The following is a 26,585-nucleotide window of genomic DNA, read 5'->3' on the forward strand; positions in this document are numbered from 1 at the left end:
CCCCGTGAGTGGATTGCCGTATAACGAATGACTTTCGCGTGTTTGGTAATAAAGGACCCACAATAAAAGCTGATGAAGACTCCAAAACGCATTGAACCCCTGATCGAGGACGGTCTGGTCGACGAGGTGCTGCGCCCACTCATGAGTGGTAAAGAAGCAGCTGTTTATGTGGTGCGCTGCGGTAACCAGTTACGTTGCGCGAAGGTCTACAAGGAGGCGAACAAACGCAGTTTTCGTCAGGCGGCCGAGTATCAGGAAGGCCGCAAGGTGCGCAACAGCCGTCAGGCCCGGGCGATGGCCAAGGGTTCCAAGTTTGGCCGCAAGGAAACCGAAGACGCCTGGCAGAACGCTGAAGTGGCGGCGCTGTTCCGCCTGGCCAATGCCGGTGTGCGGGTACCCAAACCGTTCGACTTCCTTGAAGGCGTGCTGCTCATGGAGCTGGTGGCCGACGAGTACGGTGATGCCGCGCCGCGTCTGAACGATGTGGTGCTGGAACCGGACCAGGCCCGCGAATATCACGCGTTCCTGATTTCGCAGATCGTGCTGATGCTGTGTACCGGTCTGGTGCACGGCGACTTGTCCGAGTTCAACGTGCTGCTGACGCCGACCGGCCCGGTGATCATCGACCTGCCGCAAGCAGTGGACGCGGCGGGCAACAACCACGCGTTCAGCATGCTGGAGCGCGACGTGGGCAACATGGCGTCCTACTTCGGGCGGTTTGCGCCGGAGTTGAAAAAGACCAAATACGCCAAGGAAATGTGGGCCTTGTACGAGGCCGGCACCTTGCACCCGGCCAGTGTCCTGACCGGCGAGTTCGCCGACACGCAAGAGCTGGCCGATGTGGGCGGCATCATGCGCGAAATCGAGGCCGCACGCCTGGATGAAGAACGCAAGCAAGCGGCTCGCGCGGCGGACGATGCGCCGCCGGGCAAGACCGAAGAACCGCCTCCGCCGTGGATGCAGTGATCGGCTGAAGAAAAACCCGGCTTCGGCCGGGTTTTTTGTGGGGGCAGATCCAACACCTCTGTCGCCTGACAGTCCGCCTTCGCGGGCAAGCCCGCTCCCACAAGGATCGAGTTGCCCACATCTGCTCCATACATTCACAAACCCTGTGGGAGCGGGCTTGCCCGCGAAGGCGTCGCTGCATTTAGCATCAATGGTTCAGGGGCGAACCGGTTCGGCACAGCATCCCGACTCAAGGTTTTTCAGAATCGGGCAATCCGGCCGATGGTCGCCATGGCAGTGTTCAACCAGATCCTGCAACGTATCACGCAACTGCCCCAATTCACGGATCTTCCGGTTCAGCTCATCGATATGCTGACGGGCCAAAGCCTTCACATCGGCGCTGGCGCGCTGGCGGTCTTGCCAGAGGGTCAGCAACTTGCCGACTTCTTCCAGGGAAAACCCCAGGTCCCGCGAGCGCTTGATGAACGCCAGCGTGTGCAGATCGTCATCGCCATACACCCGGTAACCGCTGTCGGTGCGATGGGCCGCCTTGAGCAGGCCGATGGATTCGTAATAACGGATCATCTTTGCGCTCAGGCCACTGTGGCGGGCCGCTTGGCCGATGTTCATCGGTTGTCCTCCAGGTCCTTGGGTTTCCAGGTTTTCAACAGTAGCGCATTGCTCACCACGCTGACGCTCGACAAGGCCATGGCTGCACCGGCCAGCACTGGATTGAGGAAGCCAAACGCCGCCAGCGGAATGCCGATCAGGTTATAGACAAAGGCCCAGAACAGGTTCTGCCGAATCTTGGCGTAAGTCTTGCGACTGATCTCCAATGCAGCCGGTACCAGTTGCGGATCGCCACGCATCAGGGTGATGCCGGCCGCGTGCATGGCGACGTCGGTGCCGCCACCCATGGCGATGCCGATGTCGGCGGCGGCCAGTGCCGGGGCGTCATTGATGCCGTCGCCGACCATCGCCACCACGCCGGTTTCTTTCAGTGCGGCGACCGTCGCGGCTTTGTCCGCCGGCAACACTTCGGCATGCACGTCCTGGATGCCCAACGCCTCGGCCACCACCTTGGCGCTACCGCGATTATCGCCCGTCAGCAGGTGGCTGCTGATGTTCCGTGCGCTCAGTTGCTGCACCGCTTGCAGCGCGCCGGGCTTGAGGGTGTCACCGAAGGCGAACAGGCCCAGCACGTGGGGATCGGGGGATTGTTCGATCAGCCAGGACAAGGTCCGGCCTTCTTGTTCCCACGCGATCGCCGAGTCAGCCAACGGTCCGGCGCTCAAGCCGCTGTCCTCCAGCAGGCGACGATTGCCCAGGGCCAGGCGACGCCCCTCCAGTGTGCCGGCAATGCCGCGGCCGGTCAGGGACTGGCTGTCGCTGACGTCGGCCACCGTCAAGTGGCGTTCGGCACAGGCATCCAGAACAGCCTTGGCCAGCGGATGCTCACTGCCGCGTTGTAGGGCGCCGGCCCGTTGCAGCAGGCTCGCTTCATTGCCGTCGATGGCACTCAGATGAGCAATGCGCGGGGCGCCGGAGGTCAGGGTGCCGGTCTTGTCGAACACCACCGCGCTGACCTCATGGGCACGCTCCAGGGCTTCGGCGTCCTTGATCAGAATCCCGTAGCGTGCCGCCACGCCGGTGCCGGCCATGATCGCCGTCGGCGTGGCCAGGCCCAGTGCGCAAGGGCAGGCGATCACCAGCACCGCGACGGCGTTGATCAGCGCGGTTTCCATCGGCGCGCCATACAGCCACCAGCCGATCAGGGTTGCCAGGGCAATCAGCAGCACGGTGGGCACGAACACCTGGCTGACTTTATCCACCAGTTTCTGGATCGGCGCCTTTGCGGCCTGGGCGTCTTCCACCAGGCGGATGATCCGTGCCAGTACGGTTTCCGCACCGAGGGCCTGGGTACGCACCAGCAACCGGCCTTCACCGTTGATCGCGCCGCCCGTGACTTTGTCGCCGGGCTGTTTGGGCACGGGCAGGCTTTCGCCGCTGATCAGGGCTTCATCGGCGTGGCTCTGGCCTTCTATCACTTCGCCATCGACCGGGAAGCGCTCTCCGGGTTTGACCATCACCAGGTCATTAAGGCGCAGGGCGCTGATGGCGACTTCCTGCTCGCGGCCATCGAGCACCTGAATCGCCCGTTCCGGGCGCAAGGCTTCGAGGGCGCGGATGGCGCTGGCGGTCTGGCGCTTGGCGCGGCTTTCCAGGTACTTGCCCAGCAATACCAGGGCGATCACCACCGCCGAGGCTTCGAAATACAGGTGCGGCATGCGCCCGGCGGCGGTGGCCCATTCATACACACTCAAGCCATAACCGGCGCTGGTGCCCAGGGCCACCAGCAAATCCATGTTGCCGGCCCCGGCGCGTACGGCTTTCCAGGCAGCGACGTAAAACCGTGCACCGAAGATGAATTGCACTGGCGTGGCCAAGGCGAATTGCACCCAGGCCGGGAGCATCCAGTGCACGCCGAACGGTTGCAGCAGCATCGGCAAGACCAGCGGCAAGGCGAGGACGATGGCCATGATCAAGGCCAGGCGTTCGCGATGCAGGCGCTGTTGCTGATTGTCGGCCGGCGGGTGTTCGGCTTCCCATACGCTGGCGGTGTAACCGGCCTTGGTCACGGCCGCGATCAAGGTTTGCGGATCGACCTGACCGAGCAGTTCGAGGTGGGCGCGTTCGTTGGCCAGGTTGACGCTGACGCTTTTCACGCCCGCCACCTTGCCCAGCGCCCGCTCGACCCGACCGACGCAGGACGCGCAGGTCATGCCGTCGATGCTCAGTTCCAGGCTTTGCTGCGGCACGCTGTAGCCGGCCTTGGCCACGGCATCCATCAGGGCTGGCAGGCTGTCGCTGGGTGCCTGGACCCGGGCCTGTTCCGTGGCGAGGTTGACGCTGACGGCACTGGCGCCAATGACTTTGCTCAAGGCGCGCTCGACACGCCCGGCGCAACTGGCGCAGGTCATGCCGGCAATCGGCAGGTCGAACGTGGTGGATTCGGACATCGGTCGCACTCCCTGTAGTAGATGACCACAGGATCAACCTTGCCATGCTGGCAAGGTCAAGTGCCAATCTTAGACGTGCCACTGAGTGAATGTGGGAGCGGGCTTGCTCGCGAAGGCGTCGTGTCAGTCGACATCAATGTTGCATGACACACCGCTTTCGCGAGCAAGCCCGCTCCCACAAGGGTTGTGGGTCAGTAGCCGAGACCGGCGCGTTTCAGGTACATCCCTTCCTGCGTCATCGCGATCCGGTACTTGAGCACATCCCCGGCCTTGAGCTGGATGTCCTGAGAGCCCGGCGCGAGCATGCCCGGATTGCAACCCGGCATCTGCCCCGGGAGTAACTTGAGGCGCAGTGAGACGATGCCGGGCGGCAGGTTGAACGAGGTGCTCTGCTCCTGAAACAGCCGCGCTGCCAATTGGTCCTGGATGTACACACCGATCTCGCAGCTGGTCGCGACTTCCAGGCGCTCGCGGGAAATGATCAGCACGCCATAATCCTGACCGGCAGCATTGACCGAAGGCACGGCGGAGAAAAGGCTGAGAAAGCCAAACAGGCTGAAAACCGACCAGCGCATGGCTGAATCTCCTGAGTTCGAGTCATTGATGGACGCAGCTTGGCCGAGCGTCGCGCCGATTGCCAGCCCGGCAGCTAATTTCAGAACTTGACCTTGCCATGGTGGCAAGCTCGAAGCTGGACTCAACCCTCGGAAAAGGAGTCATCCCATGCAAGTGTTCAACGTTGAAGGCATGTCTTGTGGCCACTGCGTCAAGGCCATCACTCAGGCCGTGCAGGCCAAGGACCCGGCGGCCAGTGTGCGGGTCGATCTGGCGGCTAAAGAAGTCGGTGTCGAAAGTGCGCTGACTGCCCAGCAAGTGATCGAGGCGATCAGCGAGGAGGGGTATGGCGCCAAACTGGCCTGATTTTGATAGTTAGCGAGCTACCGGAATGTTCAAGGCGTCCATGCGCGGCTAGACTGTCGGGCTGCCGACTCCTGCCTCACTGGATGCCTGATGAACTTCCGTACCATTCTGATTCTCGGCGCCTTGAGCGCCTTCGGTCCGCTGGCGATCGATTTCTACCTGCCGGCCTTCCCGGCCATGGCGCTGGCTTTCGGCACGGACGAAAATCACGTCCAGATGACGTTGGCGGCCTACTTCCTCGGCTTGTCCATCGGTCAGTTGGCCTATGGCCCGGTAGCGGATCGTTTCGGGCGACGCATTCCGTTGCTCACCGGTGTCGGCCTGTTCACCGCGGCCTCGGTGGCGTGCGCCTATGCGCCGAATCTGGAGTGGCTGATCGGTGCCCGTTTCGTCCAGGCTTTGGGTGGCTGCGCGGGCATGGTGATTTCCCGGGCGGTAGTCAGCGACAAATGTGATGCAGTGGGCTCGGCGAAAGTCTTTTCACAGTTGATGCTGGTGATGGGGCTCGCGCCTATCCTCGCGCCCTTGCTGGGTGGGTTGCTGGTCAACACCACTGGCTGGCAGTCGATCTTCCTGGCCTTGACCGGGTTCAGTGCGTTGGCGGGGCTGGCGGTGGCCACGGGATTGCCGGAAAGCTTGCCGGCCCACATACCGCGCCAACCGCTGTCGGGCGCGCTGCGCCAGTACGGTCGGTTGCTGGCCGACCCGATATTTCTTGGCCACGCCTTGACCGGGGGCATCGCCATCGCCGGGATGTTTGCCTACATCGCCGGTTCACCCTTCATCATCATCAAGCTCTACGGCGTTCCGGCCGAGCATTTCGGCTGGTTGTTCGGTACCAATGCGGCGGGCTTCATTCTGGTGGCGCAGGTCAACGCGCGGCTGCTGGCCAAACGTGGCCCGACCTTCTTGCTGGCGCGCGCGGTGTGGGTTTATCTCGCGGCCGGTCTGACCCTGCTCGCTGTCAGCGCTCTGCATACGGCCCACCTGTGGCCGCTGCTGATTCCATTGTTCGTCTGTATTTCCAGCCTCGGTTGCATCAGCCCCAACGCCGCCGCCTGCGCGATGAGCGGGCAGGGCGCACGGGCCGGCAGCGCGTCGGCGCTGCTCGGTTGCCTGCAGTTCAGTGTGGCGGCCGGCGCCTCCGCGCTGGTGGGCGTTTTGCACGATGGCAGCGCCGTGCCGATGGCCATGGTCATCAGCCTGTGCGGAATGCTGGTGGTGAGCGCTGCGGTGCTCACCCGGCGTTTGCAAAATGCCCGGGCGCTGGCGCAAGCCCAGGTTTGAGGCCGGAATCAGCCGGCAGCACGCTGCGGGTGGAGGATGGGGATCTGGTGAGGGGCCTGGATACGGGCTTCGAGGGTACGCGTGAAAGCGCGAGCTTCTGCTTCGCTGCGGAACGTCACCGCATGCTGGTCTAAGCGGACTTGCCACTGGGATTTTGCCAATTCTTTTATCAGGATCTTCACAGCCGAACTCCTCTTGTAAAAGACGTTACGCAAAAGACTGCCTCGCAGGAGATTCGATTGTAGTCCTGAATACGAGCACCATTGTGACAAGGATCAACTGTCGGACTGACGGTTTGTAACTAAAAAAAACACGACTTTTCGATGGCGTCCAAAGGGGTTGTCTGCGACCGGGACGTTCCGGTCGCAGACGAAAAAACGCAGAAAGGATGAAACCGGAAAGGGATTTTTTACAGCGTTTCAAAACCCTTCCAGCACAATCTTGCCCTTGGCCTTGCCGCTTTCCAGTAGGGCATGGGCACGGCGCAAATTGGCCGCATTGATCGTGCCGAAGTGTTCGCCCACCGTGGTTTTCAGTGTTCCGGCATCGATCAGCCAGGCGACGCGATTGAGCAGGTTGTGCTGCTCGATCATGTCCGCGGTTTCAAACAGCGAACGGGTGTACATGAACTCCCAGTGCAGCGACAGGCTCTTGCGCTTGAGCTTGGTCACGTCCAGCGACTTGGGGTCATCGATCAGTGCCAGCTTGCCTTGGGGCGCCAATGCCTCGACCAGTTGGTCCAGGTGCTGGTCGGTCTGGGTCAGGCTGGCGACGTGGGTGACCTGATCCACACCGGCCCGCTTGAGTGCTTCGCTCAGTGGCTGGCCATGGTCGATCACCAGGTCGGCACCCAGCTCTTTCACCCAGCTTTGGGTCTGCGCACGCGAAGCGGTGCCGATGACTTTCAGGGCCGTCAGCTGGTGAGCCAGTTGCGTAAGAATCGAGCCCACGCCACCTGCCGCGCCGACGATCAACAGGCTCTGGCCTTCGTCGGTTTTGCCTTCGCGCACTTGCAGGCGTTCGAACAACAGTTCCCACGCCGTGATCGCGGTCAGCGGCAGGGCGGCGGCCTCGGCGAAACCCAGGGTCTTGGGCATGTGGCCGACGATGCGTTCGTCCACCACATGCAATTCGCTGTTGCCCCCCGCCCGGGCGATGGAGCCGGCGTAAAACACCTTGTCGCCGACCGAGAACAGCGTCACCTCACTGCCCACCGCCTTGACCACGCCAGCCACGTCCCAGCCCAGCACCTTGGCTGCACCGCCTTCGGGCTGGACGTTCTGGCGCACCTTGGTGTCCACCGGGTTGACCGAGATGGCTTTGACTTCCACCAGCAAGTCGCGAGGGCCGGCAACCGGCTCCGGCAACTCGATGTCTTGCAGGGCTTTGTCATCACTGATCGGTAACGAGGCGTAGTAGGCAATGGCTTTCATGGACGACTCCTGAACACTAATAAAGAAGCGATTCGATGGGGTAGATGATTGGCTATTTCTCCGGAAGATAAAACCGGCTAAAAGAGCAGTCTCTTTCAATGTTTTTTTGATAATCGGTGCACTTGATGCTGCGTTTCGATGACTTGCAGTTGTTTGTCCGGGCGGCGGACCTGGGCAGTCTGTCCGCCGCGGCGCGGGGCATGGACATGTCGGCGGCGGTGGCCAGTGCAGCGCTCAAGCGCATTGAACAGCAACTGGGCGCCCGTCTATTGGCCCGTTCGACCCGCAGCTTGCGCTTGACCGCCGAGGGCGAGGGCTTTCTCGAATACGCCCGCGCGGCCTTGAGCAATCTCGACGAGGGCCGGCGATTACTGGCCAGCGGTCAGGACCAGGTCAGCGGGGTTCTGCAACTGTCGGCGCCGTCGGACTTTGGCCGCCATCTGCTGTTGCCCTGGCTTGACCAGTTTCAGCGCGAGCATCCGAAACTGACCGTGCGCCTGCTGCTGGGTGATCGCATCGCCGACCTGTTCCGCCAGCCGGTAGACATTGCCCTGCGCTACGGTGAACCGGAGGACTCCAGCCTGGTGGCGCTGCCCATCGCCCCGCAGAACCGCCGGGTGTTGTGCGCCGCTCCCGACTATCTGGCTCGCCACGGCGAACCGCGACATCTGGAGCAACTGGCACAGCACAATTGCCTGTTGTACATGCTCGGCAGCAGGGTCCACGATCACTGGAGTTTTCACGACGGCAAACGCGAAGTCAGCCTGACCGTCAGCGGCGATCGCTTCAGTGACGATGCGGATGTCGTTCGCCTTTGGGCCGTGGCCGGTGCCGGGATCGCCTACAAATCCTGGCTCGATGTCGCCGCCGATGTACTGGCCGAGCGCTTGAAGGTGCTGATGCCGGAACTGCTCTGCGAGCGCGCACCGTTGAATCTGTTGTGCGCCCATCGCGCGCAATTGAGTAAGCCGGTGAACCTGTTGCGCGAAATGCTTGTCAGCCGATGCGCTCTATTGAGCAGTCAATTTCCGGGCTTTTCGGATATCGATCATTAGTCGCACAAAAAAAGAGAAATTTCCCTCAGGAACTATCACCACCTATGCCGGGCGGAGGACAGGATCCGCCGACCAACCCGCATATACTAGCGCTCTCATCATGTAAGTAGCGTCGATCCCCAATGGCGGGTCCACGTTCGAGTCGGCCCGGCAGCACGGTCATCCTTCTGACCTTCGCGGCATCGGCCAGGCAGCGCTAATGGGTGAGCAAGGCGTTGCCGGATTCATGGCAGTTTCCACGGATTGGCCGACGACACATTACTGGTCAAGATGTTTCTGGTCAGAAGACGAAACGATTCAACAGGGAGTGAATACATGGAACATGCACCTTGCATCAGCCAGATCGCCACATTGCTGGCTGACCCAAAGCGCAGCGCAATGATGTGGGCCTTGATGGATGGTTCGGCGCGAGCAACCGAAGAGCTGGCATTGCTGGCCGGCCTGTCACCGTCTTCGGCCAGTGCACACCTGGGACGTTTGTCCGCTGGAGGTCTGTTAAGGGTTGAAAACCGTGGCCGCAAACGCTTCTTCCGCATGGCTGCCCCCGAGGTCGGGGCGGCAATCGAAGCGCTGGCCAGCGCGACCTTCGCCAGCGCGCACCAGGATATTCCGGAGGTGTTCAAGCGTAATGCGCCACTCGTCAAACCCCGGGCAGTGCGCTCGTCACTGCTGAGTGCCCGGCTGTGCGACGATCACTTGGGGGGTACCCTGTCCGCCGACCTGTATCAGCGACTGCTGGAAGCGGGCTGGATCGAACATTCGGATCAGCGGGTTACGGTCACGCTCAAGGGCGCGACGGAGTTGGCGGCACGGGGAGTGTTCATCCAGGCGCTGGCCCATCACAACGGCAGGGTTGCCTGCGCGTGCCCTGACTGGAGCGAAAGACGCCCGCACATGGGCGGCTCGCTGGGGGCCGCCTTGTTGCAGCTGTTCTTGCAGTCGGGGTGGCTGAGCCTGCCCAACGATTCCCGAGCCTTGCAGGTGACGGCCTCCGGGCAACGGGAAATTCATCGCTTTGCCCTGGAAACCGAGTTGGAAATGGCACTGTAGGCGCCGGCTTGCCGGCGATGGCGGTGCCACATTCGCCATCATTGTTGAATGAGAGGGCGCCATCGCTGGCAAGCCAGCTACAGTTGGATTTGCGGTGTTGCTCAGGGTTTTACCAACCGCGCATCGAGACTGTTCTGCGCCAGGCGTCTGGCCTGGTCCTGGGTCATCCCCAGGTGGGTGTGCAGGGCATGGAAGTTCTCCGTGACATAACCGCCGAAGTACGCCGGGTCATCGGAGTTCACGGTCACTTTTACACCGCGTTCCAGCATGTCGAGAATGTTGTGCTGCGACATGTGATCGAACACGCACAGTTTGGTGTTCGACAGAGGGCACACGGTCAGCGGGATCTGCTCGTCAATGATCCGCTGCATCAGGCGTTCGTCTTCGATGGCGCGCACGCCATGGTCGATGCGCTGGATTTTCAGCAGGTCGATGGCTTCCCAGATGTACTCGGGCGGGCCTTCTTCACCGGCGTGGGCGACGGTCAGGAAGCCTTCGTGACGGGCACGGTCGAACACGCGCTGGAACTTGCTCGGCGGGTGGCCCATCTCGGAGCTGTCCAGGCCCACGGCGACGAACGCGTCGCGGAACGGCAGCGCCTGGTCGAGGGTTTTCTGCGCTTCGTCTTCGCTCAGATGGCGCAGGAAGCTCAGGATCAAACCGTTGGTGATTCCCAACTGCTGCTCGCCATCCTTCAGCGCGGCGGCGATGCCGTTGAGCACCACTTCGAACGGGATGCCACGGTCGGTGTGGGTCTGCGGGTCGAAGAACGGTTCGGTGTGAATCACGTTCTGCTCTTTGCAGCGCAGCAGGTACGCCCAGGTCAGGTCATAGAAATCCTGGGAAGTGCGCAGCACATCGGCCCCCCGATAATACAGGTCGAGGAACTCCTGCAGGTTGTTGAAGGCATACGCCTTGCGCAAGGTTTCGACGTCGCTCCATGGCAAGGCAATCTTGTTGCGCTCGGCCAGGGCGAACAACAGCTCGGGTTCCAGCGAACCTTCCAGGTGCAGGTGCAATTCTGCCTTGGGCAGGGCGTTCAGCCAGTCATACATGATTCTTTTCTCATCAGGTGCAATGGTCGCCATTCTACAGAGGGTTGCCGCAACAATTGGTAAAACCTGACCAGGCGGTTCATCACACCGCTGCCTGTTCCCGTCGATAGGCGTAGGTATCGGCGAAGCGCGAGAGCAGGAACCCGGCGCAGGTGGTGGCCGGGTATTTCGCCGGGTGCAATGCATCCTGACAACCGGGCAGGCATTCGATGCGGGTATCCGGGTGCGGCTCGGCGAAGAACGGCATCGAATAGCGATCCACGCCGAGCGGGCTGATCACCCGGTGCGGCGTCGACAGGTAACGGTCGTTGCTCCAGCGCGCCATCATGTCGCCGAGGTTGACCACGAACGTACCGTCGATGGGGGGCGCGTCGATCCATTCGCCTTTGACGTTGCGTACCTGCAACCCACCGGCGGCGTCCTGATAGAGCAGGGTGATGCAGCCGTAGTCGGTATGGGCGCCGGCGCCTTGCTGCTCGATGGAGCTGGCCGTGTGACGCGGCGGGTAATGGATCATTCGCAACACACTGACCGGGTCATTGAAGCGAGTGTCGAAGAAATCGCGCTCAATCCCCAGCGCAATGGTCATTGCCCGCAACAGCGTTTGTGCGAGGGCCTGCATGTCGACGTAGTGTTGCTCCATCAGCGCTTCCCAACCGGGCAGGGAGGGATGGCGATTGGGGCCGCGCAAGGGTTTTTTCGCCAGTACATCAGGGTGGCCGGCCGGCAGGTGCAGGCCCATGTCAAAGGTTTCCTTGAGGTCACTGGGCTTGCTCGGGTCCAACTGTTCGGTGGCGATGGCGCCGTAGCCGCGATGGTGACGGCTCTGGGTGATGTCGATCTTGAGTTTTTCGGCAGTGGGTTGGGCGAAGAAGCGTCTGGCGTGGTCGAGCAGGGCGTCGATGCGCGCGGCACTGATTGGATGGCCCTTGATGTAGAAGAAACCCCACTCGCGGCAGGCGTGGTCGATGTGTGCGGCCACGGCTGGCCAGGCGTTCTGGTCGTCGCTGTAGAGCGGGGCGATGTCGATGATGGGGAGGCTGGTCATGCGCAATCCTTGAAAGCGATGAATTTCCAATGTGGGAGCGGGCTTGCTCGCGAAAAGGCCGGTACATCCAACATCTCCGTTGTCTGACAGACCGCATTCGCGAGCAAGCCCGCTCCCACAGGGGGTTTGTTTGGTGGTTGAAGTGTTACTTCGGTATTTCCGCCTTCATGCCTTCCACGTAGTAGTTCATCGACGCCAGTTCCGCCGTGGTCGCGCTCACGCCCGCCGGGATTTTTTCGACGCCGGCCTGATCCTTGATCGGCCCGGTGAACGGCTGCAGCGTACCGCTCTTGATATTGGCGATGAGCTGTTCGGCTTCGCTTTTCACCGCAGCCGGCACCAGGTCGCTGATCGGCAACTCAACCGTGCCCTCTTTCAAGCCGCCCCAGTAGTCCTGGGACTTCCAGTCATGGTCGATCAGGCTTTGGGCTGCCTGAATGTAGTGTGGCCCCCAGTCGTTGACGATGGAGGTCAGCACCGCCTTCGGCCCGAAGTGCGCCATATCCGAAGCGTAGCCCACGGCATACACGCCGCGACGTTCGGCGGCCTGGATTGGCGCCGGGCTGTCGGTGTGCTGGAACACCACGTCCACGCCCTGGTCGATCAGTGCGTTGGCGGCATCCGCTTCCTTGCCCGGATCGAACCAGGAGTTGACCCACACCACCTTGATTTCGGTACCGGGGTTGTACTTGTTCAAGGCCAGCTGGATGGCGTTGATGTCGCGGATCACTTCCGGGATCGGGAACGAGGCGACATAGCCGATCTTCCTGGTCTTGGTCATCTTCGCCGCGAGGAAGCCACCGACGTAGCGACCTTCGTAGGTGCGTGCCAGGTAGGTGCCGAGGTTCCTGGCCTGCTTGTAGCCGGTGGCGTGTTCGAAAGTCACCTGGGGAAACTGTTTGGCGACTTTCACGGTCGGGTTCATGTAGCCGAAGGAGGTGGTGAAGATCAGGTCGTATTTGTCCTTGGCCATGTTGCGGATCACCCGCTCGGCGTCGGCCCCTTCGGCCACGTTCTCCACATAGTGGGTGGTGATCTGCGGGCCGAATTTTTCCGCGAGCTCCTTGCGTCCCTGTTCATGCTGATACGTCCAGCCGTGGTCGCCGATCGGGCCGATGTAAACGAAGCCGACTTTCAGCGGGTCGTTGGCGCTGGCACTCAGGCTCGCGCTCAGGCCGATGGCGGCGGTAACGGCGCAAAGCAGCTTCTTCAACGGACGGTTGTGCATGAACTGGAGCTCCATTTTGTTCTGTGGTTGGCAGGGGCAATGCAAATGGCTGACCAACCGGACAACAAAATCAAAAGATCGCAGCCTTCGGCAGCTCCTGCATGGCTTCGCGTAGCTCTGTAGGAGCTGCCGAAGGCTGCGATCTTTTTCAACACCAGAGCCAACGCAGTGCATCTGACCAACCTCACGCCACCCTCTGGTGCGCTAAGGTAAAACGAAACGTTAACGTCACCCCGCAGTCCGTAGCTCATCGGCACCACTCGGCAAAAAGGCTCGCCATGCTCACCACCCTCAAGCAAGAAGGCTTCCTGCTGTTGGCGTTGATCGCCTTCATCGTCGCGGCCTAACCAACGCCATCGAAGGCATGACTCATTTCGTGTTGTTTGCGACGTTTATCATGTTGTCGCTGTTGGGACTCTAAGAGCACCGCAAAACCAATGTGGGAGCGAGCTTGCTCGCGAAGGCGGTGTGTCAGTCACATGAGTATTGACTGGTACTACGCCTTCGCGAGCAAGCCCGCTCCCACAGTTTCAATCGGTGTTGTGTCAGGTCCCGGCAATCAACTGTCGCGCCGCCTGGCTGTGATCGGCAATCAAGCCCTTCAGGTCCAGCCCCTCGACCTGCCCGTCAATCACCCGCCACTTGCCGCCGACCATCACCCGGTCCGCGCGATCGGCGCCACACAGCAGCAGGGCCGAGATCGGATCATGGCTACCGGAGAAGCGCAGTTCATCCAGCTTGAACAGTGCCAGGTCGGCCTGCTTGCCCACCGCCAGTTCACCGATATCGGTACGGCCCAACAGGCTGGCCGAGCCTTTGGTTGCCCAGCCGAGCACGCGTTCCGGGGTGATCTTCTCGGCGCCGTAGCGCAGGCGCTGGATGTACAGGGCTTGGCGCGCTTCGAGCATCATGTTCGAGGCATCGTTGGAGGCCGAACCGTCCACGCCCAGGCCCAGCAGGGCGCCGGCGTCAGTCAAATCGATGCTCGGGCAGATACCCGAGGCCAGGCGCATGTTCGAGCTCGGGCAATGGCAGATACCGGTACCGGCGGCGCCGAGGCGGGCGATCTCGTCCGGGTTGAAATGGATGCCATGGGCCAGCCAGGTGCGCGGGCCGAGCCAGCCGACGCTGTCCAGATAGTCCACGGTGCGCAGGCCGAAGCGTTGCAGGCAGAAATCTTCTTCGTCGAGGGTTTCTGCCAGGTGGGTGTGCAGGCGCACGTCGAGTTGGTTGGCCAGTTCGGCGCTGGCCGACATGATTTCCGGGGTCACCGAGAACGGCGAGCACGGTGCCAGGGCGATCTGGATTTGCGCACCGTCACCGCGCTCGTGGTATTCGGCGATCAGCCGCTGGCTGTCGGCGAGGATCACTTCGCCTTCCTGAACGGTCTGTTGCGGCGGCAGGCCACCGTCCTTTTCGCCCAGGCTCATGGAGCCGCGGGTGAGCATGGCGCGCATGCCCAGTTCACGAACGCTCTCGACTTGCACGTCAATCGCGTTTTCCAGACCTTCCGGAAACAGGTAGTGATGGTCGGCGGCGGTGGTGCAGCCGGACAGCAGCAATTCGGCCAATGCGACCTTGGTGGCGAGGGCGAGCTTTTCCGGGGTCAGGCGTGCCCAGACCGGGTACAGGGTTTTCAGCCACGGGAACAGCGGCTGATTGACCACCGGCGCCCAGGCGCGGGTCAGGGTTTGATAGAAATGGTGATGGGTGTTGATCAGGCCCGGCAGGATCACATGCTCGCGGGCATCGAACACTTCATTGCACGGCGCGGATGGTTGCTGGCCGGCGCCGAGCACTTCGACGATCAAGCCGTCTTGCAGCACCAGGCCGCCACGGGCATCGAGACCGTTGGAGGTGAAAATGGCGAGGGGATTTTTTAACCAGGTACGGGTCGCAGGCATGTTGGCCGGCTCCTCTGAAAGTTGGGTTCAGGGTTGCCAGCTCAGTGTTGCCCTGTCTGCTGATCCAGGTTCGCCGGGGAGGCGAGGTGGGCAGTTTCGATCAAAACGCTCTGGTGGGCAAGCCCAACCCGACCAGACGAAGAGTAATACTGTGGGAGCGGGCTTGCTCGCGAAGACGGTGCAACTGCAACGTTGATGTTGGCTGACACGACGCTTTCGCGAGCAAGCCCGCTCCCACATTTTGATCTGAGGGGTTACCAGGGAATGGTTTCGCCCCGGTAATTGATGAAGTGGTGTCCGCCCTTGCCGACATACGCATTCACCTGATCGACCAGGCCGCGGGTGCTGGTTTCGACGTCGATGTCCGCGCCTTCTCCGCCCATGTCGGTCTTCACCCAGCCCGGGTGCAGCGACAGCACAGTGAGCGTTGTATCGCCCAACTGAGTGACGAGGCTGTTGGTCATGGAATTCAGTGCCGCCTTGCTGGCCTTGTACAGCGCCAGCTCCGGCGCATCGGGCATGGTCACGCTGCCCAGCACCGAACTCATGAACGCCAGCACGCCGCTGTCCGGGCGGATCTGTTCGACAAAACGCTGGGCCAGGTTGATCGGCGCCACGGCGTTGGTGAAAAACAGCTGGCCGACGTCGGCCATCGTCGCACCACCGTTGGGTGTCTGGACATCCGGCCCCTTGACCCCGGCATTGACGAACAACAGGTCAAACACCTCGCCCTTGAGTTGTTGGCTCAGGGCGGACACCGCGGGCTGATCGTCCATGTCGAGCTGTTCGATCCGCACCTTGCCCAGGGCCTGCAAGGCCTCGGCTTTTTGCGGGTCGCGCACGGTGGCGGTGACTTGCCAGCCATCGGCCAGCAGGGTTTTCACCAGCCCGAGGCCAAGCCCCCGGGAGGCGCCGATAATGAGTGCGGATTTTGCCTTGGACATGAGTGGCTTCCTTGAAAATTCAGGATCGTGGATTCAATGGACACTGTTGCCCGAGCCGTTGTTGCAACTCCTCGCGTAGCGCGCCGAGTTCGGCCATGCGGGCTTCGATCAGTTTGAGTTTGTTTTGCAGCAGTTGCTTGACGGCGCTGGCCCGGGCTAATTCACCGATGCGCATCATGACGTCTCGAAGGGGCTTGACCCTGGAGCATACTCCAGGCTTTAGCCTTGTTGCTCCCTGAATTGATGGAGCAATGACGATGTGGACTACAACGCAATATCGCCGGTTGGTGCAAGGCAGTGCCTGGTACGACCTGATTGTGACGGTCGCGTTTGTCACGCCGTGGAGTTTTGCGGCGTTGCATGGGGTTTTGACTGCGCTGAGCCAGGCGTTGAGTTTGCCGGGTGAGCTGCCAGCGTTCGAACCGGTGCATATGTTGATGGCGAACCTGTTGGGCTCGATCGTCTGCGTATGGGCGGTGCTGCGGATTCGTGATCCGCAGCAGGTTTTCGGACGGTATGACGCCGTGGCCAGATTCCTGTTCTCGGCCTGGCAGGCCTATGCCCTGATCCAGGGTGCGAGTTCATTGTTGGTGGTTTTTCTGGTGTTTGAATTGGCGTGGGGCGTGGCTCAGGTGTTGCCTGTTCGGGCCCCTTCGCGAGCAAGCCCGAACCCGGTCAAATGTGGGAGCGGGCTTGCCCGCGAAGGGGCCGGCCCGGTCACCACCTAATGCCCGGCCTGCCACGGCTGCCCCAGCGACACCGGCGCATACAACCGCGTCCGCAGCGCATCCCGTGACAACAGCACCAACACTACAATGGTCGCGGCATACGGCAGCATCGCCAGCAGGCTCGACGGAATCGCCAGCCCCAATCCCTGCGCCACCAGGTGCAGGATGCTGGCGAGCCCGAACAGGTACGCGCCGAGCAGCAGGCGCCACACCCGCCAACTGGCGAACACCACCAGCGCCAGGGCAATCCAGCCGCGCCCTGCGCTCATGTTCTCCGCCCACATCGGCGTGTACGCCAGGGACAGATAGGCCCCGGCCAACCCGGCCATTGCGCCACCAAACAACACCGCCAACGTACGCACTGACAACACCGGCAAACCCATGGCACTGGCGGCAGCGGGATTTTCCCCGACGGCTTGAATGATCAGCCCGACACGGCTTTTCAGAATGACCCAGGCCACCAGCGCAAACAGTGCGAACGACAGATAGACCAACAGGTCCTGGGCAAACAGCATCCGCCCGAACAGCGGGATTTCGCTCAGATAGGGAATCGCCAAGGGTTCGAAACCCGCCAGCGGCTTGCCGACCCAGGCCGCACCGACAAAGGTCGACAGGCCCACGCCGAAAATCGTAAGGGCCAGACCGCTGGCCACCTGATTGGCATTGAACACCAGTGCCACCAGCGCAAACAGCGATGACAGCAGCATCCCGGCGAACATCGCCAGCAATACGCCGAGCCACAGGTGCCCGGTGTTGAACGCGACGATGAAACCGATCACCGCGCCAAACAGCATCATGCCTTCCTGGCCCAGGTTGAGGACGCCGCTTTTCTCGCAGATCAGTTCTCCCAGCGCTACCAGCAGCAACGGCGTACCGCAGCGGACCATGGCGTAGAAAATATTGCTCAGCAGATCGATATCCATCACAACGCTCCTGCGTGTACGGCGGTGGCTCGGGCACGACGGGTCCAGCGCAGGTTCAGGCGCGGCCGGTAGAGGATCAGCACGTCACTGGCCAGCAGGAAAAACAGCATCATGCCCTGGAACAATTGGGTGATCGCTTGTGGCAGGTTCAGGCTCATTTGTGCGCTTTCGCCGCCGATGTACAGCAGCGCCATCAACAGGCTGGAAAACAGGATCCCGAGTGGATTCAGGCGACCGAGAAACGCCACGGTGATCGCCGCATAGCCGTAGCCCGGCGAGACCTGCGGCACCAGCTGACCGATCGGCCCGGTGACTTCGCACACACCGGCAAGGCCGGCCAGACCGCCGCTGATCAATAGCGCGAGCCAGATCAGGCGCTTCTCGCGAAAACCGACGAAACCGGCGGCCCGCTTATCCAGCCCGAGCACCTTGATCTGGAAGCCGACAAAACTTTTCTGCAACAGCACCCACATCGCCACTAAGGCGAGCAGGGCGAAATACACCCCGGCGTGAACCCGGCCATCCTCCAGCAAGAGCGGCAAGCGGCTGGCATCCCCGAACATCGCTGACTCGGGGAAGTTGAACCCGGCGGGATCCTTCAACGGACCGTGAACGCAGAACAGCAACAGGTTCAGCGCGATGTAGTTGAGCATGATGCTGGTCAGGATTTCATTGGCGTTGAAGCGTGTGCGTAACCACGCCGTCAGGCCGGCCCAGGCGGCACCGGCCAGGGTGCCGGTTAACAGAATCGCCACCAGCGCCCAGCGGCTTTGCATATCAATGATGTTGACCGCCAGCGCACTGCCGGCCAATGCACCGAGCAGCAGTTGACCTTCGGCACCGATGTTCCAGATGCGCGCCTGGTAGGCGACGGCCAGGCCCAGTGCGCACAGCAGAATCGGCAGGGCTTTGACCAACAATTCAGAGACGCCATACAGGTCGCTGACCGGAGCGATCAGCAGTGTGTGCAAGGTCAGCAGCGGGTCATGCCCGAGCGCGATGAACAACAACGATCCACAGCCCAGGGTCAGCGCAGCCGCCAGCAACGGCGAGCACCACAGCATCAGCCGCGATTGCTGGCCACGGGGTTCAAGAGAAAGCAGCATGTGACACTCCGTTAGCGCGTGGCGGATGCGAGTGATTGAGGGGCAGCGAACTGGCCGGCCATCCAGCCGCCGACATCGCTCAGGCGCGTATCGACCGTGGCGTTCAGTGCCGACAGGCGACCGCCGCACAAGGCGCCAAGGCGATCGCTGATCTGGAACAGTTCGTCGAGGTCTTCGGAAATCACCAGGATCGCTGCGCCGGCATCGCGCAAGGCAATCAAGGCGCGATGAATGGTGGCGGCCGCGCCGACGTCCACACCCCAGGTCGGGTGCGCGGCGACCAGCAGCCTGGGTTGCTGGAGGATTTCCCGGCCGAGGATGAATTTCTGCAGGTTGCCGCCGGACAGACTGCGGGCCGGGGTCTGGCTATCGGGTGTCTTGACCCCGAAACGGCGGATGATTTCCTCGGCCAGCGTTTCGACTCTGCTGCGCCGGATCAGACCCTTGCTCACCAGTCCTTGCTGGAAAGCGGTCAGTAGCGCGTTGTCTGCCAGGCTCAACGCTGGCACCGCGCCATGGCCCAGGCGTTCGGCAGGGACAAAGCTCAGGCCAAGTCTGCGACGTGCGTCAGGGTGTAAATGGGCAACCGGTTCCTGGCCAAAGCGCAGGGTTGCGCCTTCGTTGCGATTGAGGCGTTGTTCGCCGCTGAGCAAAGCCAGCAGCTCGTCCTGGCCATTGCCCGCGACACCGGCGATACCGACGATTTCGCCGCTGCGCACTTCAAGATTGATGTCCTTGAGCGAGCACCCGAACGGGTCCGGGTTGTGCCAGGACAATCCATGTACCTCAAGGAACGCATCACCCCCGGTCACCTTCGGATAGTTTGCGTTCAGCTGCGCCGCCTCACCGACCATCAGGCGCGCCAGTTGCTGATCCGTACAGTCGGCGGGCACGCAATGTCCAGTCACGCGTCCGCCGCGCAGTACCGTCGCGCTCTGGCACAACGCGCGGACTTCCCCGAGCTTGTGGCTGATGAACAGAATGCTGCAACCCTCGGCGGCGAGCCGGCGCAGGGTGACGAACAAGTCGTCGGCCTCTTGCGGCGTCAGCACTGAAGTCGGTTCATCGAGAATCAACAGGCGGATGTCCTGCATCAGGCAGCGAATGATTTCCACCCGTTGCCGTTCCCCGATCGACAGGCTGTGGACAAGTCGCTCCGGTTCCAGCGCCATGCCATAGCGTCGCGACACCTCGCGAATCTTCGGCTCAAGTTGTCTGGGTGTGCCTGCCGCCGCGCCCATGGCCAGGGCGATGTTCTGTGCCACGCTCAAGGTTTCGAACAGCGAGAAGTGCTGGAACACCATACCGATGCCCAGACCTCGCGCCTGGGCCGGGTTGCGCAGGGTTACCCGCTGACCTTGCCAGATCACCTCGCCGGAATCGGCCTGGGTGACGCCGTAGATGATTTTCATCAGCGTGCTTTTGCCCGCGCCGTTTTCGCCAAGCAGGGCATGGATCTCGCCAGGGGCAATGGTCAGGTCGATGGCATCGTTGGCCAGGCAACCGGGGTAGCGTTTGCTGATTCTGCGCAGTTGCAGGCGCGGAACCGGATCCGGGATTGGAGCGTGATTGGGCATGACAGGCTCGGTGCTGTTGGACTTGTGCCTGTGGATAAAGCAATTTTCTGGCCACTAGGTCAGGAAAACATCGAAGTCCTTCGAGCAGAGGCGTTGAGTATGCAGTTTTCAAATGAACCACGCAGAACCCGGCACCACATGGGGGCAAGGGTGCAAATCAAGCCCTGATTTTGCTCGTGGGGTTTTGCTCAAAAAATGATCAATCGACCACAGGCCATACCGTGCAGGGTGCCGAGACGGCCATGAACGGGTTATCCACAGATTGCTCCACAGTATTTGTGCGCAAGCTCAAGGCATGGGCATAAGCACTGGGTGGCTTTCTTCTAAAGGTGATAAACCGCCGTAACTGTTTGTTTTTGCTTGAATTTGATGCGCTTGATGGCAGATTGGACGAAAATTGAGCAAAGTCCGCAAAGCCGCATGACAGAAGGGTTACAGCGGTATGTGCTCAGGTTATCCACAGCCGGGTGCACAGCAGATGTGGGCAAATATGGAATAAGTGGAAAAGCGGCGTGCTCCAAAAGATCGCAGCACGATCCCATGCAGGAGCTGCCGAAGGCTGCGATCTTTTGCTCTTGTTTTCAGCGCTGCAAGAGAATACGTCCGCGACTCAAATCGGCCAGCTGTGACTGCAAGGTATCGATCTGCGCGTCGCCCACGGCCAACTGCAACTCGACCCCATTGGCGGTGAAGCTTTCATCCACAACCAGTCCACCTGCCTCCGCCACCCGCAGCTTGACCAACGCCAGCTCGGCAAACCCGCAAGTGCATCGCAACGGCACCCGGCTGATCAACTCAACCTTTGGCGCCGCTTGCAGGCATTTGTTCGCACCGCCGCCATAGGCCCGGGCGAGACCACCGGTGCCCAGTTGGATGCCGCCGTACCAGCGAATCACCAGCACCGCGACCTGATCACAATCCTGTGCCTCTATCGCCGCCAGAATCGGCCGACCTGCCGTACCACCGGGTTCGCCATCATCGGTGCTGCGATATTGATCGCCGAGCTTCCACGCCCAGCAGTTGTGCGAGGCATTCAAGTCGCTGTGCTGTTCAATGAACGCCTGGGCCTCGACCGGGCTGGAGATCGGCGCGGCGAAGGTGATGAAGCGGCTCTTGCGAATCTCTTCGCGGTATTCGCAAAAACCGCTGAGGGTAAAAGGCATACGTACCTGAATGGCTACTTAAATGGCAGGTTGCAGGCCGCAGCCCTTGAGAATGATGCGGATCAGGTTGTCCCCGGCGTCTTCCATGTCCTGTTTGGTCAACCGGGTGCGCCCGGTGACGCGGCAGATCTGCGTGGCGAAGTCGGCGTAATGCTGGGTGCTGCCCCACAACAGGAAGATCAGGTGCACCGGGTCGACCGGGTCCATTTTACCGGCGTCGATCCAGGCCTGGAACACGCCCGCACGGCCCTGGAACCAGGCGCGATAGTCCTGGTTGAAATACTCGGTCAGGCATTCACCGCCACTGATGACTTCCATGGCGAATATTCGCGAGGCTTGCGGCTGGCGGCGGGAGAACTCCATTTTGGCGCGAATGTAACGGGTCAAGGCCTCGGTCGGATCATCCTCGGCGGTGAGGGTGTTGAAGGTGCTGTCCCACAACTCGATGATGTTGCTCAGCACCGCCACGTACAAACCGAGCTTGTTGGTGAAGTAGTAATGCAGGTTTGCCTTGGGCAGCCCGGCATTCTGGGCGATGGTGTTCATGCTCGTGCCTTTGTACCCGTGACGGGCGAACTCGTCTTCGGCGGCTTTGATGATGGTCTCTTCGTTCTTCTGACGAATGCGGCTGACGGGTTTTCCGCCGTGGGCTGGGACTTCAAAGGTCATAAGCACTTCCGAACTGGTGGGTGGGACGGCCAGTGCGTTGATAACGTACCCATCGGCTTCAGACAAGTCCTCACACAATAAAACCCTGCCCCGCAATCTAATGTGGGAGCGGGCTTGCTCGCGAAGACGGTGTGTCAAACAACTTTGATGCTGGATGTACCGGCCTCTTCGCGAGCAAGCCCGCTCCCACAGGTTTCTGTAATCCAAAATTTCAACGCGTCGCGGCCAGGCTCTCGAGAAAACTCTCCAGTACCAGATGCGGGCGACGCCCCTTGCGTGTGACCGAGGCCAGGCTCAGGTCATAGAAGCGCGTTTTGGCTTTCAACGCTCGCAACCGGCCCTGCTGTACCCAAAGACTCGCATAGTGATCCGGCAGGTAACCGATATAGCGTCCGGTCAGGATCAGGAAGGCCATGCCTTCGCGGTCCGAGGCGCTGGCGGTGCAATTGAGCGCCTGGTAGTGGGCCTGGATCTCCGCTGGCAAGCGGAAGGTGGGGGCGATGGCGTCCTGACTGTTCAGGCGTTCGTCGTCCAGTTGTTTGTCGTCAACATAAAACAGCGGATGGCCGACCGCGCAATACAGCAGCGAGCGTTCGCTATACAACGGTTGGTACTCCAGCCCCGACAGTGCGCTTGCCTGCGGCACCACGCCGACGTGCAGGCGACCGTCGAGCACGCCTTGTTCGACCTCATTGGGCGCGATCATGCGGATCTGGATCTGCACGTCCGGGCCGCGCTCTTTCAACTGTGCAAGGGCATGGGTGATGCGCATGTGGGGCAGGGTGACCAGGTTGTCCGTCAGACCAATGATCAATTCGCCACGCAAGTGCTGGTGCAGGCCGTTGACCTCGGTGCGGAAGCTTTCCAGCGCACTCAACAGTTGCAACGCCGATTGATAGACCTCGCGACCTTCCTCGGTCAGGGAAAAACCGGCGCGTCCACGTTGGCACAGGCGCAGGCCGAGGCGTTGCTCCAGATCGCTCATCTGCTGGCTGATCGCTGAACGACCAATGCCCAGCACGGTTTCAGCCGCGGAGAAGCCGCCGCATTCCACCACGCTGCGAAAGATCCTCAGCAGGCGAATATCAAAGTCGCTGACCTGGGCCAGCGGATCGGGACGGCGAGCGCTCATGCGGGTTACTCAAAAGTTTAGTGATTGGCTGACTGAACATTAGAAGAGTTGCATTTCACAGACTTTATCCCCGTGGCAATTTAGCTGCAACAACGGTTTTCAATCTTTACGCCGCCTATTGCCTTGCGAGGTTTTGCCCATGAACTTGCCTGAAAACGCCCCGACTTCGCTGGCCAGCCAGCTCAAGCTCGATGCTCACTGGATGCCTTACACCGCCAACCGCAACTTCCAGCGCGACCCGCGCCTGATCGTTGGCGCCGAAGGCAGCTGGCTGATCGACGACAAGGGCCGCAAGGTGTATGACTCGCTGTCGGGCCTGTGGACCTGTGGCGCCGGTCACACCCGCAAGGAAATCCAGGAAGCGGTCGCCAGGCAACTGGGCACCCTCGATTACTCGCCAGCCTTCCAGTACGGTCATCCGCTGTCGTTCCAGCTGGCCGAGAAAATCACCGACCTGACCCCGGGCAACCTGAACCACGTGTTCTTCACCGACTCGGGCTCCGAGTGCGCTGACACCGCGGTGAAGATGGTCCGTGCCTACTGGCGCCTGAAAGGTCAGTCGACCAAGACCAAAATGATCGGCCGTGCCCGTGGCTACCACGGTGTGAATATTGCCGGCACCAGCCTCGGCGGCGTGAACGGCAACCGCAAACTGTTCGGTCAGGCGATGATGGACGTCGACCACCTGCCGCACACTCTGCTGGCAAGCAACGCCTACTCCCGTGGCATGCCGGAGCAGGGTGGCATCGCCCTGGCTGACGAACTGCTCAAGCTGATCGAACTGCACGATGCGTCGAACATCGCGGCGGTATTCGTCGAGCCATTGGCCGGTTCCGCTGGCGTGCTGGTTCCGCCACAGGGCTACCTCAAGCGTCTGCGTGAAATCTGCGACCAGCACAACATCCTGCTGGTGTTCGACGAAGTGATCACCGGTTTCGGCCGTACCGGCACCATGTTCGGCGCCACCACCTTCGGCGTGACCCCGGACCTGATGTGCATTGCCAAGCAAGTCACCAACGGCGCGATCCCGATGGGCGCGGTGATTGCCAGCTCCGAGATCTACCAGACCTTCATGAATCAGCCGACGCCTGAGTACGCGGTTGAGTTCCCCCATGGCTACACCTATTCGGCACACCCGGTGGCTTGCGCGGCGGGCCTGGCAGCACTCGACTTGCTGCAAAAGGAAAACCTGGTGCAGAGCGTGGCCGACGTCGCACCGCATTTCGAAAATGCGCTGCACGGCCTCAAAGGCACCAAGAACATTATCGACATCCGCAACTTCGGCCTGGCCGGTGCGATCCAGATCGCACCACGTGACGGCGACGCGATCGTGCGTCCGTTCGAAGCCGGCATGGCGCTGTGGAAAGCCGGGTTCTATGTCCGCTTCGGCGGCGACACCCTGCAGTTCGGCCCAACCTTCAACAGCAAGCCGCAGGACCTGGATCGCCTGTTCGACGCGGTCGGCGAAGTGCTGGGCAAGATCGACTGATTTGACAACACACCCGTAGGAGCGAGCTTGCTCGCGATGGACGTTAACGATGATGCGGGCTGCCTGGATGAACGCGGCGCCCTCACTATCTTCGCGAGCAAGCTCGCTCCTACACAAAGCATCTATATAGCAGGCGTCATTTCGTAGGCGCCTGTGGACAACTTTTCAGGAGCTTCCATGAGCGTTATTCCGCATTTGATCAATGGCGAACTGGTGACCGAGAACGGTCGCGCGGTTGATGTGTTCAACCCGTCTACCGGTCAGGCTATTCACAAGTTGCCGCTGGCGACCCGCGAAACCATCCAGAGCGCCATCGACGCGGCCAAGGCTGCATTCCCGGCCTGGCGCAACACGCCACCGGCCAAGCGTGCCCAGGTGATGTTCCGCTTCAAGCAACTGCTGGAGCAAAACGAAGCACGTATCGCGCAACTGATCAGCGAAGAGCACGGCAAGACCCTGGAAGATGCTGCCGGTGAATTGAAGCGCGGCATCGAGAACGTCGAGTTCGCTTGCGCGGCTCCGGAAATCCTCAAGGGCGAGTACAGCCGCAACGTCGGCCCGAACATCGATGCCTGGTCTGACTTCCAGCCGTTGGGCGTTGTCGCCGGTATCACGCCGTTCAACTTCCCGGCCATGGTGCCGCTGTGGATGTACCCGCTGGCGATCGTCTGCGGCAACTGCTTCATCCTCAAGCCGTCCGAGCGTGACCCGAGCTCGACGCTGCTGATTGCCCAGTTGCTGCTGGAAGCCGGTTTGCCTAAAGGCGTACTGAGCGTGGTGCACGGCGACAAGACTGCGGTGGATGCGTTGATCGAAGCGCCGGAAGTCAAGGCGCTGAGCTTCGTCGGTTCGACGCCGATTGCTGAATACATCTATTCCGAAGGCACCAAGCGCGGCAAGCGCGTTCAGGCCCTGGGCGGTGCGAAGAACCACGCTGTACTGATGCCGGATGCCGATCTGGACAACGCTGTCAGCGCACTGATGGGCGCGGCTTACGGTTCTTGCGGTGAGCGCTGCATGGCGATCTCCGTGGCCGTGTGTGTCGGTGACCAGGTCGCAGACGCTCTGGTGGCCAAACTGGTTCCGCAAATCCAGGCGCTGAAAATCGGTGCCGGTACTTCCTGCGGTCTGGACATGGGCCCACTGGTGACTGGCCAGGCTCGTGACAAAGTCAGCGGTTATGTAGAAGACGGCGTAGCCGCCGGCGCGACGCTGGTGGTGGATGGTCGTGGCCTGACCGTGGCCGGTCATGAAGAAGGCTTCTTCCTGGGTGGTTGCCTGTTCGACAACGTCACGCCAGAGATGCGTATCTATAAAGAAGAGATCTTCGGGCCAGTGTTGTGCGTTGTTCGGGTCAACAGCCTGGAAGAAGCCATGCAGCTGATCAACGATCACGAGTATGGCAACGGCACCTGCATCTTCACCCGTGACGGCGAAGCGGCGCGGTTGTTCTGCGACGAGATCGAAGTCGGCATGGTCGGCGTCAACGTACCGTTGCCGGTGCCGGTCGCCTATCACAGCTTCGGCGGCTGGAAGCGTTCGCTGTTCGGCGACCTGCACGCCTACGGCCCGGATGGTGTACGTTTCTACACCCGTCGCAAGGCCATCACCCAGCGCTGGCCGCAGCGTGCGAGCCATGAAGCTTCGCAGTTCGCGTTCCCCAGCTTGTAAGTAGAAGGGCAAAAGAAGGCCGACCCCTTGGGGTCGGCCTTCGCGTTTTCGGGCTTTTTTGACCTATATGACAGATTTGTGAAAATAGGTGTTGACGGCAGATTCTGGAGGCCTATAATTCGCCCCACTTCCGGCGCAGTCGAAACGGAAAACTCCTTGGTAAACAAAGAGTTACGCAGTTTTCGGCAGCAGGTTGCTTCAGGTCATCGAAGCGCCAGGGAAGTTGAAAAAGAGGTG

At 61.3% G+C, this 26,585-nt stretch carries 25 protein-coding genes and 1 pseudogene; 9 read left to right on the forward strand and 17 right to left on the reverse strand.

Translation table 11 applies throughout. The features are described from left to right. The first annotated feature begins 72 nt into the window (after nt 1–72). Complete coding sequence (locus BSF40_RS08555; protein WP_095964788.1) at nt 73–966, forward strand: PA4780 family RIO1-like protein kinase; 894 nt, start codon at nt 73–75, stop codon at nt 964–966. A gap of 195 nt (nt 967–1,161) precedes the next feature. Here BSF40_RS08555 and cueR read toward each other — a convergent pair whose 3' ends face one another. From cueR to BSF40_RS08570, 3 genes are all read right to left on the reverse strand, one after another. Beyond that, nucleotides 1,162–1,575, reverse strand: coding sequence for a Cu(I)-responsive transcriptional regulator (cueR, locus tag BSF40_RS08560; protein ID WP_095964789.1), 414 nt, complete (start codon nt 1,573–1,575; stop codon nt 1,162–1,164). Continuing rightward, nucleotides 1,572–3,965 carry a heavy metal translocating P-type ATPase gene (locus BSF40_RS08565; protein WP_095964790.1) on the reverse strand — a complete coding sequence of 798 codons (2,394 nt, stop codon included), beginning with the start codon at nt 3,963–3,965 and terminating at the stop codon, nt 1,572–1,574. The genes cueR and BSF40_RS08565 overlap by 4 nt, the downstream gene beginning before the upstream one ends. Before the next feature lie 191 nt (nt 3,966–4,156). After that, entirely contained in the window at nt 4,157–4,540 is a 384-nt protein-coding gene (locus tag BSF40_RS08570; RefSeq protein ID WP_095964791.1) for a hypothetical protein, read from the reverse strand. 148 nt (nt 4,541–4,688) lie between these two features. Between BSF40_RS08570 and BSF40_RS08575 the strand changes: the two genes are divergently transcribed. Next, nucleotides 4,689–4,886: a heavy-metal-associated domain-containing protein gene (locus BSF40_RS08575; protein WP_095964792.1), complete on the forward strand. Its 198-nt coding sequence runs from the start codon at nt 4,689–4,691 to the stop codon at nt 4,884–4,886. Nucleotides 4,887–4,976: 90 nt separating this feature from the next. Then, nucleotides 4,977–6,173 carry a multidrug effflux MFS transporter gene (locus BSF40_RS08580; RefSeq protein ID WP_095964793.1) on the forward strand — a complete coding sequence of 399 codons (1,197 nt, stop codon included), beginning with the start codon at nt 4,977–4,979 and terminating at the stop codon, nt 6,171–6,173. An 8-nt stretch (nt 6,174–6,181) separates the two neighbouring features. Here BSF40_RS08580 and BSF40_RS32675 read toward each other — a convergent pair whose 3' ends face one another. Beyond that, complete coding sequence (locus BSF40_RS32675) at nt 6,182–6,355, reverse strand: hypothetical protein (protein WP_007971850.1); 174 nt, start codon at nt 6,353–6,355, stop codon at nt 6,182–6,184. A gap of 237 nt (nt 6,356–6,592) precedes the next feature. Further along, the gene (locus BSF40_RS08585; RefSeq protein ID WP_015093332.1) at nt 6,593–7,606 is read right to left on the reverse strand and encodes a zinc-binding alcohol dehydrogenase family protein; all 1,014 of its coding nucleotides are present in this window, start codon (nt 7,604–7,606) and stop codon (nt 6,593–6,595) included. A gap of 125 nt (nt 7,607–7,731) precedes the next feature. Between BSF40_RS08585 and BSF40_RS08590 the strand changes: the two genes are divergently transcribed. Continuing rightward, a complete protein-coding gene (locus BSF40_RS08590; RefSeq protein ID WP_095964816.1) occupies nt 7,732–8,661 on the forward strand; it encodes a LysR family transcriptional regulator in 930 nt (309 codons plus the stop codon). A gap of 315 nt (nt 8,662–8,976) precedes the next feature. Then, nucleotides 8,977–9,711: a helix-turn-helix transcriptional regulator gene (locus tag BSF40_RS08595; RefSeq protein ID WP_095964794.1), complete on the forward strand. Its 735-nt coding sequence runs from the start codon at nt 8,977–8,979 to the stop codon at nt 9,709–9,711. Nucleotides 9,712–9,812: 101 nt separating this feature from the next. Here BSF40_RS08595 and BSF40_RS08600 read toward each other — a convergent pair whose 3' ends face one another. The 3 genes from BSF40_RS08600 to BSF40_RS08610 form a co-directional block, all read right to left on the reverse strand. Then, nucleotides 9,813–10,766, reverse strand: a complete 954-nt coding sequence (locus BSF40_RS08600; RefSeq protein ID WP_095964795.1) for an adenosine deaminase — start codon at nt 10,764–10,766, stop codon at nt 9,813–9,815. A gap of 82 nt (nt 10,767–10,848) precedes the next feature. After that, nucleotides 10,849–11,814, reverse strand: a complete 966-nt coding sequence (locus BSF40_RS08605; protein ID WP_095964796.1) for an isopenicillin N synthase family oxygenase — start codon at nt 11,812–11,814, stop codon at nt 10,849–10,851. A gap of 145 nt (nt 11,815–11,959) precedes the next feature. Next, nucleotides 11,960–13,042 carry a BMP family ABC transporter substrate-binding protein gene (locus BSF40_RS08610; protein ID WP_095964797.1) on the reverse strand — a complete coding sequence of 361 codons (1,083 nt, stop codon included), beginning with the start codon at nt 13,040–13,042 and terminating at the stop codon, nt 11,960–11,962. Nucleotides 13,043–13,143: 101 nt separating this feature from the next. Between BSF40_RS08610 and BSF40_RS08615 the strand changes: the two genes are divergently transcribed. Beyond that, on the forward strand, nt 13,144–13,389 hold the full coding sequence (locus BSF40_RS08615; protein WP_095964798.1) for a hypothetical protein: 246 nt from the start codon (nt 13,144–13,146) through the stop codon (nt 13,387–13,389). A 198-nt stretch (nt 13,390–13,587) separates the two neighbouring features. On the opposite strand, the gene BSF40_RS08620 is transcribed toward BSF40_RS08615, so the two are convergent. The 3 genes and pseudogenes from BSF40_RS08620 to BSF40_RS32680 form a co-directional block, all read right to left on the reverse strand. Next, nucleotides 13,588–14,946, reverse strand: coding sequence for an 8-oxoguanine deaminase (locus tag BSF40_RS08620; RefSeq protein WP_095964799.1), 1,359 nt, complete (start codon nt 14,944–14,946; stop codon nt 13,588–13,590). 254 nt (nt 14,947–15,200) lie between these two features. After that, complete coding sequence (locus BSF40_RS08625; protein ID WP_095964800.1) at nt 15,201–15,890, reverse strand: SDR family oxidoreductase; 690 nt, start codon at nt 15,888–15,890, stop codon at nt 15,201–15,203. 19 nt (nt 15,891–15,909) lie between these two features. Further along, a pseudogene (locus BSF40_RS32680) lies at nt 15,910–16,038 on the reverse strand (MerR family transcriptional regulator); the annotation flags it as partial. Nucleotides 16,039–16,147: 109 nt separating this feature from the next. Between BSF40_RS32680 and BSF40_RS08630 the strand changes: the two are divergent. Beyond that, complete coding sequence (locus tag BSF40_RS08630; RefSeq protein WP_095964801.1) at nt 16,148–16,618, forward strand: hypothetical protein; 471 nt, start codon at nt 16,148–16,150, stop codon at nt 16,616–16,618. Here the strand turns inward: BSF40_RS08630 and BSF40_RS08635 are convergent. From BSF40_RS08635 to BSF40_RS08660, 6 genes are all read right to left on the reverse strand, one after another. Next, nucleotides 16,615–17,541: an ABC transporter permease gene (locus BSF40_RS08635; protein ID WP_095964802.1), complete on the reverse strand. Its 927-nt coding sequence runs from the start codon at nt 17,539–17,541 to the stop codon at nt 16,615–16,617. The two genes, BSF40_RS08630 and BSF40_RS08635, sit on opposite strands and share 4 nt — an antisense overlap. Next, nucleotides 17,541–18,647 carry an ABC transporter permease gene (locus BSF40_RS08640; protein ID WP_095964803.1) on the reverse strand — a complete coding sequence of 369 codons (1,107 nt, stop codon included), beginning with the start codon at nt 18,645–18,647 and terminating at the stop codon, nt 17,541–17,543. Before BSF40_RS08640 ends, BSF40_RS08635 begins: the two co-directional genes overlap by 1 nt. An 11-nt stretch (nt 18,648–18,658) precedes the next feature. Beyond that, nucleotides 18,659–20,224: an ABC transporter ATP-binding protein gene (locus BSF40_RS08645; protein WP_095964804.1), complete on the reverse strand. Its 1,566-nt coding sequence runs from the start codon at nt 20,222–20,224 to the stop codon at nt 18,659–18,661. Between the two features lie 581 nt (nt 20,225–20,805). Then, entirely contained in the window at nt 20,806–21,387 is a 582-nt protein-coding gene (locus BSF40_RS08650) for a YigZ family protein (RefSeq protein ID WP_095964805.1), read from the reverse strand. Nucleotides 21,388–21,405: 18 nt separating this feature from the next. Then, on the reverse strand, nt 21,406–22,056 hold the full coding sequence (locus BSF40_RS08655) for a TetR/AcrR family transcriptional regulator (protein ID WP_095964806.1): 651 nt from the start codon (nt 22,054–22,056) through the stop codon (nt 21,406–21,408). Nucleotides 22,057–22,267: 211 nt separating this feature from the next. Then, nucleotides 22,268–23,188, reverse strand: a complete 921-nt coding sequence (locus BSF40_RS08660; protein WP_015093347.1) for a LysR family transcriptional regulator — start codon at nt 23,186–23,188, stop codon at nt 22,268–22,270. A gap of 139 nt (nt 23,189–23,327) precedes the next feature. Here BSF40_RS08660 and BSF40_RS08665 point away from each other — a divergent pair, with 139 nt between their 5' ends. Both BSF40_RS08665 and BSF40_RS08670 read left to right on the forward strand, forming a co-directional pair. After that, complete coding sequence (locus BSF40_RS08665; protein ID WP_095964807.1) at nt 23,328–24,677, forward strand: aspartate aminotransferase family protein; 1,350 nt, start codon at nt 23,328–23,330, stop codon at nt 24,675–24,677. Nucleotides 24,678–24,854: 177 nt separating this feature from the next. Continuing rightward, nucleotides 24,855–26,348, forward strand: a complete 1,494-nt coding sequence (locus BSF40_RS08670) for a CoA-acylating methylmalonate-semialdehyde dehydrogenase (protein WP_008021905.1) — start codon at nt 24,855–24,857, stop codon at nt 26,346–26,348. Nucleotides 26,349–26,585 lie beyond the last annotated feature (237 nt).

The sequence above is a fragment of the Pseudomonas sp. ACN5 genome (genome assembly GCF_002303975.1).
Lineage (GTDB): Bacteria > Pseudomonadota > Gammaproteobacteria > Pseudomonadales > Pseudomonadaceae > Aquipseudomonas > Aquipseudomonas laurylsulfatiphila.

Excerpts from the sequence above, each read along its gene's own strand:
- BSF40_RS08655 (WP_095964806.1), bottom strand. The coding sequence starts at position 22,056 with ATGACCTTTGAAGTCCCAGCCCACGGCGGAAAACCCGTCAGCCGCATT.
- BSF40_RS08585 (WP_015093332.1), bottom strand. The coding sequence starts at position 7,606 with ATGAAAGCCATTGCCTACTACGCCTCGTTACCGATCAGTGATGACAAA.
- BSF40_RS08630 (WP_095964801.1), top strand. The coding sequence starts at position 16,148 with ATGTGGACTACAACGCAATATCGCCGGTTGGTGCAAGGCAGTGCCTGG.
- BSF40_RS08615 (WP_095964798.1), top strand. The coding sequence starts at position 13,144 with ATGGCTTCGCGTAGCTCTGTAGGAGCTGCCGAAGGCTGCGATCTTTTT.
- BSF40_RS08600 (WP_095964795.1), bottom strand. The coding sequence starts at position 10,766 with ATGTATGACTGGCTGAACGCCCTGCCCAAGGCAGAATTGCACCTGCAC.
- cueR (WP_095964789.1), bottom strand. The coding sequence starts at position 1,575 with ATGAACATCGGCCAAGCGGCCCGCCACAGTGGCCTGAGCGCAAAGATG.
- BSF40_RS08645 (WP_095964804.1), bottom strand. The coding sequence starts at position 20,224 with ATGCCCAATCACGCTCCAATCCCGGATCCGGTTCCGCGCCTGCAACTG.
- BSF40_RS08650 (WP_095964805.1), bottom strand. The coding sequence starts at position 21,387 with ATGCCTTTTACCCTCAGCGGTTTTTGCGAATACCGCGAAGAGATTCGC.
- BSF40_RS08660 (WP_015093347.1), bottom strand. The coding sequence starts at position 23,188 with ATGAGCGCTCGCCGTCCCGATCCGCTGGCCCAGGTCAGCGACTTTGAT.
- BSF40_RS08555 (WP_095964788.1), top strand. The coding sequence starts at position 73 with ATGAAGACTCCAAAACGCATTGAACCCCTGATCGAGGACGGTCTGGTC.
- BSF40_RS08580 (WP_095964793.1), top strand. The coding sequence starts at position 4,977 with ATGAACTTCCGTACCATTCTGATTCTCGGCGCCTTGAGCGCCTTCGGT.
- BSF40_RS08590 (WP_095964816.1), top strand. The coding sequence starts at position 7,732 with ATGCTGCGTTTCGATGACTTGCAGTTGTTTGTCCGGGCGGCGGACCTG.
- BSF40_RS08635 (WP_095964802.1), bottom strand. The coding sequence starts at position 17,541 with ATGGATATCGATCTGCTGAGCAATATTTTCTACGCCATGGTCCGCTGC.
- BSF40_RS08605 (WP_095964796.1), bottom strand. The coding sequence starts at position 11,814 with ATGACCAGCCTCCCCATCATCGACATCGCCCCGCTCTACAGCGACGAC.
- BSF40_RS08640 (WP_095964803.1), bottom strand. The coding sequence starts at position 18,647 with ATGCTGCTTTCTCTTGAACCCCGTGGCCAGCAATCGCGGCTGATGCTG.
- BSF40_RS08575 (WP_095964792.1), top strand. The coding sequence starts at position 4,689 with ATGCAAGTGTTCAACGTTGAAGGCATGTCTTGTGGCCACTGCGTCAAG.
- BSF40_RS08625 (WP_095964800.1), bottom strand. The coding sequence starts at position 15,890 with ATGTCCAAGGCAAAATCCGCACTCATTATCGGCGCCTCCCGGGGGCTT.
- BSF40_RS08570 (WP_095964791.1), bottom strand. The coding sequence starts at position 4,540 with ATGCGCTGGTCGGTTTTCAGCCTGTTTGGCTTTCTCAGCCTTTTCTCC.
- BSF40_RS08595 (WP_095964794.1), top strand. The coding sequence starts at position 8,977 with ATGGAACATGCACCTTGCATCAGCCAGATCGCCACATTGCTGGCTGAC.
- BSF40_RS08565 (WP_095964790.1), bottom strand. The coding sequence starts at position 3,965 with ATGTCCGAATCCACCACGTTCGACCTGCCGATTGCCGGCATGACCTGC.
- BSF40_RS08665 (WP_095964807.1), top strand. The coding sequence starts at position 23,328 with ATGAACTTGCCTGAAAACGCCCCGACTTCGCTGGCCAGCCAGCTCAAG.
- BSF40_RS08670 (WP_008021905.1), top strand. The coding sequence starts at position 24,855 with ATGAGCGTTATTCCGCATTTGATCAATGGCGAACTGGTGACCGAGAAC.
- BSF40_RS08610 (WP_095964797.1), bottom strand. The coding sequence starts at position 13,042 with ATGCACAACCGTCCGTTGAAGAAGCTGCTTTGCGCCGTTACCGCCGCC.
- BSF40_RS08620 (WP_095964799.1), bottom strand. The coding sequence starts at position 14,946 with ATGCCTGCGACCCGTACCTGGTTAAAAAATCCCCTCGCCATTTTCACC.